Origin of the sequence: Nocardia salmonicida NBRC 13393 (assembly GCF_001613085.1) — a bacterium.
Lineage (GTDB): Bacteria > Actinomycetota > Actinomycetes > Mycobacteriales > Mycobacteriaceae > Nocardia > Nocardia salmonicida.
The window spans coordinates 292,782-305,369 of record NZ_BDBR01000005.1 but is presented as its reverse complement, the minus strand read 5'-3'; the positions used below and the strand labels follow the sequence as shown (position 1 = coordinate 305,369).

Genomic DNA, 12,588 nt, shown 5'->3' with positions numbered 1-12,588 from the left:
CGTCGGTGGCTGCGTAATCGCTGTCGGAGCCATTGTGCCGACCATATCCGTGAACGCCCGCAATCGGGTGCTCTACCGTCTTTCGGGTGTCCAGAGAATCGCGCCGGTCGGCCATTGCCCCTTTCTACGTCATGGATGTGTGGAAAGCGGCTGCTGAACGCGCCAGGTCGCACGGCGATGTGCTGGTGCTCGCGGCGGGGCAGCCGTCGACGCAGGCGCCCGCGCCGGTGCTGCGGGCGACCAGAGCCGCTATCGATCACGAATTGCTCGGCTACACCGAGACATTCGGCATTCTGCCGCTGCGCGAGGCCATCGCGGGCCATCACAGCGAGACCTACGGCTACGACGTGCACCCGGACGAGGTGGTGGTGACGACCGGGTCGTCGGGCGCGTTCACGCTGATCTTCCTCGCCGCCTTCGACGCGGGTGACACCGTGGTGGTGGCGCGCCCCGGCTACCCCGCATACCGCAACACGCTGTCCGCGCTCGGTTGCACGGTCGTCGAATTGGACTGCGGCCCGCAGACCAGGTTCCAGCCGACCGTGGCGATGCTCGAAGCGCTGCCGGAGCCGCCCAAGGGTCTGGTGGTGGCCAGCCCGGCCAACCCGACCGGCACCATGATCGACCCCGCCGAGCTCGCCGCGCTGGCGCGCTGGTGCGAGCAGCACGGCACGCTGCTGATCTCCGACGAGATCTACCACGGCATCACCTATGCGGGCGCGAGCACGCCGACCTCCTCGGCGTGGGAGTTCTCGCGTGAATCGGTGGTGATCGGTTCGGTGTCGAAATACTTCTCGATGACCGGTTGGCGGCTGGGCTGGATGCTGGCCCCGGCCGACCTGCGCCCGGCACTGCAACGGCTGGCATCGAATATGACGGTGTGCCCGCCCGCGATCTCGCAGTACGCGGCGGTGCACGCGTTCGGACCGGAAGCCAAGGATGAACTGGACGGGCATGTGCGCCGGTACTCGCGCAACCGGTCGCTGCTTCTGGAGGGCTTACCCGCGATCGGAATCACCGATCTCGCGCCCGCCGACGGCGCCTTCTACGCCTACGCCGATATTGGACATTTGACCGACAATTCACGCGCCTGGTGCGCGGAGGTACTCACCGAAACCGGTGTCGCACTGGCGCCCGGACTCGATTTCGACACTGTAAATGGAAACCACACGGTCCGTTTTTCCTTCGCGGGCGCCACCGACGACATCGCCGCAGCGCTGGAGCGTCTGGGACGGTTCCTGAAGGGCTGATTCGACCCTTGTCAACAGTGATGTGCGACAACAACTTTGCGTAGTACGAACACATCTGTGCCGGGATACGGTAAAACTCAGTTATCCCGAATTCCCAGTGTTTCCCCGATGACGATTGCGCACGGTTGAACTGATGATGACTGGCACTCCTGCACGGTGACCACCGCAACGACCCCGAAAGGCGAACGACGTCGGCAGGCTCTGGTGGCGGCGGCGGCTGAGCTGTTGCTCGAAGGCGGCTTCGACGCTGTGCGGCATCGTTCGGTGGCCTCGCGAGCCGATCTTCCACTCGCTTCGACCACCTACTACTTCGAATCATTGGAGGATCTGATCGCCCGCGCCGTCGAGTTCAGCGGCGCGATCGAACTCGACGCGATGCGCCGCCGCGTCGGTGAGGTCAGTCATCGCAGGCGCGGCACCGAGGCGACGGTCGAGCTCGTGCTCGACGTGCTCGTCGGCCCCGACGACGGCGACCTCGACGCCCGCGGCCAGCTCATCGCCCGCTACGAGCGTTCGGTGGCCTCGGCCCGTCACCCCGAGTTACGCGAGGTCCAGCTCCGACTACGCACCCAGCTGGAGGACCTGCTCGCCGACGTGCTGCGCCGCTCCGACCGGGTGGTGCGCCCCGAGCAGTTACGCAGGATGGTGGCCGTCGTCGACGGTGCGGTGGTCGCCGCGCTGATCGAGGGCCACCCCGAACCACGCCGACCGGCACGGGCCGGTCTGCTGGAAATGATCGACATCGTCGCCCCGCCCGTGGTCCCGAACATGATGCCCTCCCAGCCCGAACGGGTGCGGCAATTAGACTGAGTGCTCGTGAGCCTCGTCCCGAATGTCCTCGCCACCCGATACGCCAGCCCGGAGCTCGTCGCGCTCTGGTCGCCCGAGAACAAGATCGTGCTCGAGCGCCGGCTGTGGCTGGAGGTGCTGCGTGCGCAGGCCGAACTCGGAATCGATGTCCCCGCAGGGGTTGTCGAGGATTATGAACGCGTCATCGACCAGGTGGACCTGGCCTCGATCGCCGAGCGTGAGCGGGTCACCCGCCACGACGTGAAGGCGCGCATCGAGGAATTCAACGCCCTCGCCGGGCACGAACACGTGCACAAGGGCATGACCAGCCGCGACCTCACCGAGAACGTCGAGCAGCTGCAGATCCGGCTCTCCCTCCAGCACGTCTACGACCACGGCATCGCCATCGCGGCGCGGCTGGCCGAGCGGGCCGCCGAGTACCAGACCCTGGTGATGGCCGGGCGCTCGCACAATGTCGCCGCGCAGGCCACCACGCTGGGCAAGCGCTTCGCCTCGGCCGCCGACGAGATGCTGGTCGGCCTCGCGCGCGTGCGTGAGCTGATCGAGCGCTACCCGCTGCGCGGGATCAAGGGCCCGATGGGCACCGCCCAGGACATGCTCGACCTGCTCGACGGTGACGCGAACAAGCTCGCCGCACTCGAGCAGCAGGTGGCGACCCACCTCGGCTTCGCGAACGTGTTCACCAGCGTGGGTCAGGTGTACCCGCGTTCGCTGGATCACGACGTGCTGTCCGCGCTGGTGCAGCTGGGAGCCGGGCCGTCGTCGTTCGCGCACACGATTAGGCTGATGGCCGGTCATGAGCTGGTCACCGAGGGTTTCCAGCCGGGGCAGGTCGGGTCGTCGGCGATGCCGCACAAGATGAACACGCGGTCGTGCGAGCGGGTGAACGGCCTGCAGGTGATCCTGCGCGGCTACGGCTCGATGGCGGCCGAGCTGGCGGGCGCGCAGTGGAACGAGGGCGATGTGTTCTGCTCGGTGGTGCGCCGGGTCGCGCTGCCGGACGCGTTCTTCGCCATCGACGGGCAGATGGAGACCTTCCTGACCGTGCTCGCCGAGTTCGGCGCCTACCCGGCGGTGGTCTCGCGTGAGCTCGATCGGTACCTGCCGTTCCTGGCCACCACCCGCATCCTGATGGCCGCGGTGCGCGCGGGCGTCGGCCGCGAGACCGCGCACGAGGTCATCAAAGAGCACGCGGTGGCGGTGGCGCTGGCCATGCGCGAGCAGGGGCGCGAACCCGATCTGCTGGATCGTCTGGCCGCCGACGAGCGGATGCCGCTCGACCGGGCGGGTCTCGACGCGGCGCTGGCCGACAAGGCCGCGTTCATCGGCGCGGCCTCGGACCAGGTGTCCGAGGTGGTCGCGCAGGTGCAGAAGCTGGTCGAAGCCAATCCGGAAGCCGCGCGCTACTCGCCGTCGCCGATTCTGTAGAGCTGTGCGAATCAGCTCGCCACTGCCGCTTTTTCGGCGCAGGTGGCGGGCTTTCGTGCGTAAAGGTCGATACCGTACGCGGGTGAATCCGTACACGATCTTCGCCGACATCATCGCCGGGGCCGCCCCGTCCTCGAAGGTTTACGAGGACGACGAGGTCCTCGCCTTCATGGACATTCGTCCTGTGACACCGGGCCATGTCCTGGTGGTGCCCAAGGTGCCCGCGCCGAGTCTGGCCGATCTCGATCCCGCGTTGGGCGGCAAGCTCTTTCAGGTCGGGCAGCAGATCGCCGCCGCGCTGCGCAGCAGTGAGGTAGCGGCCGACGGGGTGAACTTCTTTCTCGCCGACGGGGTGACGGCCGGGCAGGAGGTCTTCCATGTGCACCTGCACGTGATCCCACGGACGCCCGGTGACGGTTTCGGCTTGCGCGCGCGGCCGACGTCACCCGCGCGGGCGGATCTCGACTATCTGGCGGGGTCGATCCGGGGCGCGCTCACCCGCTGACCCGATTTCGGACGAAGCGGTCATCGCGAACTCGGAAGTTTGCTGGAGAAACGCCCGAAACGCTGAATGCTTCCAGTTCGCTGCCCTATGGGTTATTTTGGACTGTCATTGGCATGCGGTTATGGAGGGTACATCGTGCGTCGTACAGGTGTTGCTGCAGCGGTGCTGGCAATTGCTCTCGGTGTGCTCGGACCGGCGGTGGTTCACCCCACGACGGCGTCTGCCGCACAGATCATCGGCGTCAACGACCTGACTCCGTACCGGACGGCCATCACCGTCTCCTCGCCCGCGATGGGCCGCAATGTCGATCTACAGGTCCTGCATCCGGCCGGCGGTGGCTCGCGCGGCACGTACTACCTGCTCGACGGGCTCGACCCCGGCATCGGCCAGAGCACCTGGACCAACGCCACCGACGCCGAAGCCTTCTTCCGCGACAAGAACGTCAACGTGGTGCTCCCGATGGGCGGCCAGGCCAGCTACTACACCGACTGGATCGTCGACGATCCGCGTTTCGGCCGGTACAAGTGGGAAACGTTCCTCACCCAGGAACTGCCGGGACTGATCGACGGACAATTCAACGGCAACGGCCTGAACGGCATCGGCGGGCTGTCCATGGGCGGCAACGCGGCCTACATCCTGGCGGCCCGCCACCCCGGCCTCTACCGCGCGGTCGCCGGTTACAGCGCCTGCCCCGACATCGCGATGGCGGCGGGCGCGATGATGTTCTCCATCGTCAATCGCGGCGGCAACCCGGTCAATATGTGGGGAGCGCCCGGCAGCCCCGACTGGGCCTCGCACGACCCGGCTCTGATGATCGACGGGCTGCGCGGCAAGGCACTGTATTTGTCGACCGGCACCGGCATCCCCGGCCCGCACGAGGCCGAACTCAAGCCGACGCTGGCCGAGAACATCTTCCTCGGCGGACCCATCGAACTCGGCGTCAACACCTGCATGGTGGCCTTCGACCAGCGGCTGCGTGGCGCGGGCATCGGCGCCAGGATCGACTACCACCCGGTGGGTACCCACTCCTGGTCCTACTGGCAGGACGCCCTGCACGCCTCGTGGCCCGTCATCGCACCCGCGCTCGGGGCCTGAGACTACTTCGCGGACCGTCGCCGCAGGACTGCGCTCGCGATCACCCCGATCACCGACAGTCCGGCCACGATCAGTACGTAACCCGCGGGCAGGCCCAGGATTTCGACGTACTCCTTGCTCACCACGCGGTCCCGTACGGGGACGTCGTCGGCGGCGGGGCCGAAAAGGAAATCGCTGGTGATCGCGGCGGGATCGGGGATGTAGACCGAGAGTTCGGTGAGGTAGTTGCCGCCTGCGGCAAGCGCTTTCAGGTCCGGGTCGCTGGGTTCGGACACAGGAGAGGCGAATTCGGTGGTGACGGTGTGGTGATCGGTGTCGGGGTCGATGCGCGCCACCCGGTGGTCACCGAAGAGGTAGAGGTGCACCGACTGCGGTGTGGTCGCGGCGGCCGACATGCGCATCGGGTACACGAGGCGGTCGGAATCGAAGGCGAGGCGGACCGGGTCGAGGGCGCCGGAGAGGGGTTCGGCACTGGTGAGGCGCATGGCGACGAAGGACCAGCCCTCGCGAAGGTAGGGCTCGAGGGTTGCGCTCACTTCAGGACGGAGTTGATAGCCGTTGGCGTCGAGCCACTCTCGGATTCCGGTGAGATCTCCGCCGCGCAAGGTGGTTGCCTCCAACGGGCCCAGCTGCACCCGGCCGAGCACATCGGGGCCCGCACCCGGAGCGGCGCCGGATGTGTCGCCGCCCAGCGAACCGCTGCCGAACCAGTCGTACTCGGTGACACGCTCCGGCGCGGTCATGCGCGAGAGCTCCGCGAACGAGTCCGAATTCCCGGCTGAGACAGTCGCGGGCGTCGGCGTCGGCACGATCAGCGCCGCGTCGGCGCCGGCGAACCGCATCCCCAACCGCATCAGCACGGTCTCGCGCCGCCCGTCCCAGCCGAGGACCGCCGTTTCGCTGTTCACTCGCGCCGAACTGTCCCCGCTGACGACGCCGCCGCACGCACACGCGTTGGCCGACATCACCGCCCCCGATCCCGCGGCCAGCGCCACCCCGGCAGCCAGGACCAACGATCGAACTGCGTACCGCATCCCCATGCGGTCAGATTACGCAGAGCGGGCCTCGCGCAGATGCGCAGAAATACTCAGTCATCCGGTGCGAGCACGGTGCTGTCGAGCGCCCGCGGCCGAGTTGGCGGGCCCGGTTGGAGTGGGGCGGCTACGGTGGACCAATGGCTGGCGAGAATGAGACTGTGTCGGCGCCGATCGCGAAGAGGGCGCCCTTCGAGCGGGTCCACCACGGTGACACGTTCGTCGACGACTACGAGTGGCTACGGGACAAGGAAGACCCCGAGGTCATCGCGTATCTGGAGGCGGAGAACGCCTTCACGGCGGCGCAGACCGACCAGCTGCAGCCCCTTCGGGACAAGATCTTCGACGAGATCAAGGCCAGGACGCAGGAAACCGATCTCTCGGTGCCGACCCGCCTGGGCGACTACTGGTATTACTCGCGCAGTTTCGAGGGCAAACAGTACGGCGTGCACTGCCGCTGTCCGGTCGACGCGAAGGCCGAGGGTATCGACGCGTGGACGCCGCCGCAGCTGGAAGCGGGCTCGGCGATCGAGGGCGAGCAGGTACTGCTCGACAGCAATATCCTCGCCGAGGGTCTGGACTTCTTCGCCCTCGGCGCGTTCTCGCTGAGCCACGACGGCAACCTGCTGGCCTACTCCGTCGACAGTTCCGGCGACGAGCGCTACACGCTGCGGATCAAGGACCTGCGCACCGGCGAGATGCTGCCCGACGAGGTGGCGGGCGCGGCGCCGGGCGCGACCTGGTCGCTGGACGGCACGCACATCTTCTATCAGACCGTCGACGAGTCCTGGCGCCCCGACACCGTGTGGCGCCACCGCGTCGGCACCGGTTCCGACGCCGATGTGACGGTGTTCCACGAGCCCGACGAGCGCTACTGGGTCAGTGTCGGTGCCACCCGCTCCGAGAAGTACCTGATGGTCTGGCTCGGTTCCAAGATCACCACCGAGGGTTGGGTCCTGGAATCGGACAATCCCGAGGGTGAGTTCCGGGTGCTGTTGCCGCGTCGGGAAGGCGTGGAGTACTCGGCCGAGCACGCGGTGATCGCGGGCGAGGACAAGTTCCTGATCCTGCACAACGATGTGGTCGACGGGGTGAAGGCGGAGAACTTCGTGCTCGCCGTCGCGCCCGCCACCGACCCGTCGGACATGACGACGCTGATCGGGCATCGTGAGGATGTGCGGCTCGAGGACATCGACGCCTTCGCCAACCACTTGGTGCTCGGCTACCGGCGCGACGCGCTGCCTCGCCTTTCGGTGTGGCCGCTCACCCCGGAAGGCTTCGGTGAGCTGACCGAGCTCGACTTCGGCCTCGAATTGTTCTCCGCCGGTGCGGGTTCGAGCCCGGAGTGGGAGCAGCCGACGCTGCGCGTGGGAGTCACCTCGTTCATCACGCCGATGCAGGTGTTCGACTACGTGCCGACCACCGGTGAGCTGCTGCTGCGCAAGGAACAGCCGGTGCTCGGCGGTTACGACGCCGATGACTACGAGCAGCATCGTGATTGGGCCGTCGCCGCCGACGGCACCCGGATTCCGATCTCGATCATCAGGCGCAGCGGGCTGCCCGACGGGCCGAAACCCACCCTGCTCTACGGCTACGGCTCCTACGAGGCCAGCATCGACCCGTCGTTCTCGGTCTCGCGCCTGTCGCTGCTCGATCGCGGCATGGTGTTCGCGGTGGCGCATGTGCGCGGCGGCGGCGAGATGGGCAGGCTCTGGTACGAGCACGGCAAGACGCTGCTGAAGAAGAACACCTTCACCGACTTCGTCTCCTGCGCAAGCCATCTCATCGACACCGGCGCCACCGCGCCCGACCGGTTGATCGCCGACGGCGGCAGCGCGGGCGGGCTGCTGATGGGCGCGGTGGCCAACCTGGCCCCCGAGCTGTTCAACGGCATCCTCGCCAACGTCCCCTTCGTCGACCCCCTCACCTCCATCCTCGACCCGTCGCTGCCGCTGACGGTGATCGAGTGGGACGAGTGGGGAAACCCGCTGGCCGACAAGGACGTCTACGAGTACATGAAGTCGTACTCGCCGTACGAGAACGTCGAGGCCAAGAACTACCCGGCCATCCTGGCCATCACCAGCCTCAACGACACCCGCGTGCTCTACGTGGAACCGGCCAAGTGGGTCGCCAAGCTGCGCGCCACCAAGACCGGCGACAACGAGGTGCTGCTGAAAACGGAGATGACCGCGGGCCACGGCGGTGTGAGCGGACGCTACGAGAAGTGGAAGGAAGTCGGCTTCGAGTACGCGTGGGTGCTCGACCGAGTGGGTCTCGCGGACGCGTGATCCGAAGGGCCCGGGCTTCGGCCGGGCCCTTTTCTCTGTCAGGCAGATGGTGAGTGGTGCGCCGAAATTCGTCGGGGCGTCATCGGGGCAGCACGCCGGCGTCACCTCGGGCTGCCACCGTTGGTGCATGAACGCTGAGTTGATCGTTTCGGTGTCGGGGATCCGGGATACGACTCGCGATGCCGCGATCGAATTCGCCGGGGAGATGGACGCGCGCGGGGTGCGGCTGTCGTTGCTGGTCGCGCCGCGTCTGAAGGGCAAGTACCGACTGGTCGACGATCCGGCGACGCAGTCGTGGCTGCGCGGACGTCGGCTCGAAGGCGACGCGATCGTGCTGCACGGCTACGACCAGGCCGCCACCAAGGCTCGGCGCGCGGAGTTCGCCGATCTGCCGCGGCACGAGGCGACGTTGCGGCTCAAGGCCGCCGATCGGGTGATGGAGCGGGTGGAACTACGCACCCGGCTGTTCGCCGCGCCGCGCTGGGACGCCTCCTCCGGTGCGTTGGCGGCACTGCCCGAGGTGGGGTTCCGGATGGCCTTCGGGCTGACCAGCATGCTCGACCTGGAACGTGATGTGGCCCAACGTGCTCGGGTGTACGGGATCGGCGAGGGTTTCCGGGCCGAGCCGTGGTGGTGCCGGGCGCTGGTGATGGGTGCGGCGCGCACCGCTCGGCGCGGCGGAGTACTGCGGCTGGCGGTGTCGGCGGCGCAGTTGCAGCGGTCGGGGCCACGCCAGGCGATGTTCGACGCGGTCGATCTCGCGCTCTATCACGGCGCCCGCAGCGACGTATACCGCTGGGAGCCCTACTCGGCGGCCAGAGCTGCCTGACCGGCCGCCGCCGCGCGCGTACCGGCGATCAGCGCGCGGCGGTGGCCCCGATACCTCCCTGCGCGATTTATCATTCATCCGTTGATCGAGTGGTTTCCGCTAGTTGTGTAAACGCAGCAGGAGGCAACGCTGATGACGGGCACCGCGACGAAATCCGCGACTACGACGAAATATCTTTCCTGGGTGACCCTGGCGCTGATGACCACGAGTTCGGTGGCCAGTCTTCGATCGGCGCCCACCATGGCCGTCTACGGATTGGCCTGCGTATTCCTCTACGTCATTCCCGCGATTCTGTTTCTGATGCCGACCTCGCTGGTCGCCGCGGAACTCGCGTCGGGGTGGCAGGGCGGGGTGTATCAATGGGTCAGCGAGGGGTTGAGTAAGCCGCTCGGATTCCTCGCCGTCTGGTGCCAATTCGCCATGACGATTTTCTACTATCCGAGTTTGCTCGCTTATGTAGCAAGCACTTTCGCGTACATCATTCATCCGTCGCTGGCATCCAACGGGCTCTATGTGGCGATCGTGATCATCACTGTGTATTGGGCAGGGGTGTACGTGTCCTCGCAGGGGACGAAAACGGTGGCCGGTTTGTCGAGTATGGGCCTGGTGATCGGCACACTGATCCCCGGCACGCTGCTGGTCGTACTCGGCCTGGTGTTCCTCGCACAGGGCAATCCTTCTGCCGCGCCGATGAATTCGGACCATCTGCTGCCCGCATGGGCCGGTCTGGCGAGCCTCGTGTTGATCGTGAACAACTTCCTGTCCTACGCGGGCATGGAGATGAACGCGGTGCATGTGTCGTCGCTGAAGAACCCGGCCAAGGAATTTCCGAAGGCGATGTTCCTCGCCATGGGCCTGGTGCTGGTGATCTTCATCCTGCCCGCGCTGGCGATCAGCTGGGTCGTCCCAGCGGCGAGCTTGAGTCTCACCGCGGGCGTGATGCAGGCCTTCGACGCCTTCTTCAGCCATTTCGGAATCGGCTTCCTCACTCCGATCGTCGGCATCGCGCTGGTGGCCGCCGCGGTCGGCGGCATGCTGACCTGGCTGGCCGGACCGTCGAAGGGCCTGTTGCTGATCGGGCGCAGCGAGGGGTACCTGCCACCGTTCCTGACCCGGCTCAACAAGCACGGCGTGCAGCAGAACATGCTGGTGGCCCAGGGTGTGTTCACCACGTTCATCGCGCTGCTCTACGCCTTCATCCCCAATGTCTCCAGCGCGTACTGGATTCTGTCGGTGATCACCACGCAGGTGTATCTGATCATGTACGTGCTGATGTTCGCCGCGGCCGCCAAGCTGCGCAGGGACGATCCGGATCACCCGCGCGGCTACCGGGCGCCCGCGCTGATGGCGCTGTGCGCGCTCGGCGCGGCCTCCTCGATCGCCGCGTTCACGATCGGCTTCGTGCCGCCCTCGCAGTTCGGCGCGGGTAGTCCGTGGGTGTATCTACTGATCGTCGGTGGCGGTCTGAGCATCGTCGGGCTGCTCATTCCGTACCTGTTCTACCGAAACCGCAGGGAAAGTTGGAAGTTCGCCGTACCGGAAGGGCAGCAGGCATGACGACTGGAGACGCCCCTTACCGCAAGCGACGGTGGATCTACATCACGACCGGTGTGCTGCTCGTGGTGTTCGCCCTGATCGGGCTCTTGACCTTCAGCGCGATCCGCGAGAGCACGCAGGCGAACTCGAAAGCCGAGCAGTTGCACAACAATCTGGTCGCCGCGGGTCTGCCCGCGCCGGAGGCGAATGTGATCGCCGACGCGCTCGGCGAGAACGGCGGGTCGGTCTGCCAGGACCCGACTGCGCCGATGATCAAAGCGAAATATCAGGCCTCGATCACCAACGGCGCGGCCGGGCCGGGGCAGCGTCCGGTGATCGGCCCGCGCGATACCGCCGAGGCGGTGGCGCTCACGATCGCCACCTATTGCCCGGATCGTCTGCAGGACTATCTTTCTCATCTCGAAACCCTGAAGCTGGACGACACCACGAAGTGAGGCCGAAGAGATGACCGACGATGTGACGGCGCTGCGCGGCAAAGTTTCCGGGCTGATGGGACAGGCGAAAAAGGATCTGGCCCAGCTCGTTTCGCTCAAATCCGTCGCCGACCCGCGTCAGTTCCCGCCGGAAGGCTGCGCGCAGACGGCCCAGTGGGTGGCCGACGCGTTCGCCGCGGCGGGGCTGACCGAGGTCGGTCTGCACGAGACGCCGGACGGCAGCTCGGCTGTCATCGCGTCGAAGCCGGGGCCGCCCGGCACGCCGACGGTGCTGCTGTACTGCCACTACGACGTACAGCCCCCGCTCGACGATGCCGCGTGGAAGACGCCGGTCTGGACGCTGACCGACAAGGACGGGCGCTGGTACGGGCGCGGAGCGGCCGATTGCAAGGGCAATATCGTCACCCATCTCACGGCCTTGCGCGCGATCGGACCCGACTTCCCGATCGGGATCAAGGTGGTGGCGGAGGGGTCGGAGGAGCAGGGCACCGGCGGCTTGGAGAAGCTCGTCGTCGCCGATCCCGCACTGCTGCGATCGGATGCGATCCTGGTCGCCGACTGCGGCAACTTCGCCGTCGGGGTGCCGACGTTCACCCAGACCCTGCGCGGGATGGTGAATGTGGTGCTGACGGTGAAAACCCTCGAAGGGCCGATGCATTCGGGGATGTTCGGCGGACCGGCGCCGGACGCGCTCGCCGCGATGATCCAGCTGCTGGCGTCGTTGCGCGATGCCGAGGGCAACACCACGATCGACGGACTCACCGGCGATCAGAAGTGGGCGGGTGCGCAGTATCCCTCGGCGGACTTCCGGTCGGACGCGGGTGTGCTCGACGGTGTCGACCTGCTCGGCAACGGAACCGTATCCGACATGCTGTGGGCGCGGCCCGCGCTCACCGTGCTCGGAATGGACGTGCCCGCGGTGGTCGGGTCGTCGGCGGCGATCCAGCCGAGCACCCGCGCCCGGCTCAACCTGCGTATTCCGCCGGGCACCGAGCCGAAGCAGGCCTTGGACCTGCTGGAGAAGCACCTGCGCGCGCACGTGCCGTGGAACGCCGAACTCGACATCGAGGTCGAAGCGCTCGGTGAGCCGTTCGTCGCCTCCGAACAGGGACCCGCCCGCGACGCGCTCGGCAAGGCGATGGAGGCCGCCTACGGTCGACCGGTCACCACCGAGGGCCAGGGCGGGTCGATCCCGCTGTGCAACGTCTTCGCTGACACCTACCCGGAGGCCGAGATCATGCTGATCGGGGTGGAGGAGCCCAAGTGCCTGATCCACGCCCCGAACGAGAGCGTGGACCCGAGCGAGATCGAGCACATGGCACTGGCCGAAGCGCTGTTCCTGACCAGCTACCGCTGAA

11 protein-coding genes are annotated in these 12,588 nt (G+C 67.0%); 10 read left to right on the top strand and 1 reads right to left on the bottom strand.

Annotated elements, in window-relative coordinates:
• Window positions 1-86: 86 nt before the first annotated feature.
• From NS1_RS07010 to NS1_RS06990, 5 genes are all read left to right on the top strand, one after another.
• Window positions 87-1,250 carry a pyridoxal phosphate-dependent aminotransferase gene (locus NS1_RS07010; protein ID WP_131816672.1) on the top strand — a complete coding sequence of 388 codons (1,164 nt, stop codon included), beginning with the start codon at window positions 87-89 and terminating at the stop codon, window positions 1,248-1,250.
• A gap of 156 nt (window positions 1,251-1,406) precedes the next feature.
• The gene (locus NS1_RS07005; protein WP_056818795.1) at window positions 1,407-2,060 is read left to right on the top strand and encodes a TetR/AcrR family transcriptional regulator; all 654 of its coding nucleotides are present in this window, start codon (window positions 1,407-1,409) and stop codon (window positions 2,058-2,060) included.
• Between the two features lie 6 nt (window positions 2,061-2,066).
• A complete protein-coding gene (gene purB / locus NS1_RS07000; protein WP_056819329.1) occupies window positions 2,067-3,488 on the top strand; it encodes an adenylosuccinate lyase in 1,422 nt (473 codons plus the stop codon).
• Window positions 3,489-3,570: 82 nt separating this feature from the next.
• Window positions 3,571-3,993, top strand: a complete 423-nt coding sequence (locus NS1_RS06995; protein ID WP_056818792.1) for an HIT family protein — start codon at window positions 3,571-3,573, stop codon at window positions 3,991-3,993.
• Window positions 3,994-4,128: 135 nt separating this feature from the next.
• Window positions 4,129-5,088, top strand: coding sequence for an alpha/beta hydrolase (locus tag NS1_RS06990; protein ID WP_062982688.1), 960 nt, complete (start codon window positions 4,129-4,131; stop codon window positions 5,086-5,088).
• A gap of 2 nt (window positions 5,089-5,090) precedes the next feature.
• Here the strand turns inward: NS1_RS06990 and NS1_RS06985 are convergent, their stop codons facing one another.
• A complete protein-coding gene (locus NS1_RS06985; RefSeq protein ID WP_255284447.1) occupies window positions 5,091-6,128 on the bottom strand; it encodes a DUF2330 domain-containing protein in 1,038 nt (345 codons plus the stop codon).
• A 134-nt stretch (window positions 6,129-6,262) separates the two neighbouring features.
• Between NS1_RS06985 and NS1_RS06980 the strand changes: the two genes are divergently transcribed.
• The 5 genes from NS1_RS06980 (at window position 6,263) to NS1_RS06960 (ending at window position 12,587) form a co-directional block, all read left to right on the top strand.
• A complete protein-coding gene (locus NS1_RS06980; RefSeq protein WP_062982686.1) occupies window positions 6,263-8,410 on the top strand; it encodes a S9 family peptidase in 2,148 nt (715 codons plus the stop codon).
• Window positions 8,411-8,537: 127 nt separating this feature from the next.
• A complete protein-coding gene (locus NS1_RS06975; RefSeq protein ID WP_056818779.1) occupies window positions 8,538-9,239 on the top strand; it encodes a DUF2334 domain-containing protein in 702 nt (233 codons plus the stop codon).
• 132 nt (window positions 9,240-9,371) lie between these two features.
• Window positions 9,372-10,796: a glutamate/gamma-aminobutyrate antiporter GadC gene (gadC, locus tag NS1_RS06970; protein ID WP_062982684.1), complete on the top strand. Its 1,425-nt coding sequence runs from the start codon at window positions 9,372-9,374 to the stop codon at window positions 10,794-10,796.
• The gene (locus tag NS1_RS06965; protein ID WP_062982682.1) at window positions 10,793-11,230 is read left to right on the top strand and encodes a hypothetical protein; all 438 of its coding nucleotides are present in this window, start codon (window positions 10,793-10,795) and stop codon (window positions 11,228-11,230) included. The genes gadC and NS1_RS06965 overlap by 4 nt, the downstream gene beginning before the upstream one ends.
• A 10-nt stretch (window positions 11,231-11,240) precedes the next feature.
• On the top strand, window positions 11,241-12,587 hold the full coding sequence (locus NS1_RS06960) for a dipeptidase (protein WP_062982680.1): 1,347 nt from the start codon (window positions 11,241-11,243) through the stop codon (window positions 12,585-12,587).
• Window position 12,588: the final 1 nt, after the last annotated feature.

Excerpts from the sequence above, each read along its gene's own strand:
- NS1_RS06985 (WP_255284447.1), bottom strand. The coding sequence starts at position 6,128 with ATGGGGATGCGGTACGCAGTTCGATCGTTGGTCCTGGCTGCCGGGGTG.
- gadC (WP_062982684.1), top strand. The coding sequence starts at position 9,372 with ATGACGGGCACCGCGACGAAATCCGCGACTACGACGAAATATCTTTCC.
- NS1_RS06980 (WP_062982686.1), top strand. The coding sequence starts at position 6,263 with ATGGCTGGCGAGAATGAGACTGTGTCGGCGCCGATCGCGAAGAGGGCG.
- NS1_RS06960 (WP_062982680.1), top strand. The coding sequence starts at position 11,241 with ATGACCGACGATGTGACGGCGCTGCGCGGCAAAGTTTCCGGGCTGATG.
- NS1_RS06965 (WP_062982682.1), top strand. The coding sequence starts at position 10,793 with ATGACGACTGGAGACGCCCCTTACCGCAAGCGACGGTGGATCTACATC.
- NS1_RS06975 (WP_056818779.1), top strand. The coding sequence starts at position 8,538 with ATGAACGCTGAGTTGATCGTTTCGGTGTCGGGGATCCGGGATACGACT.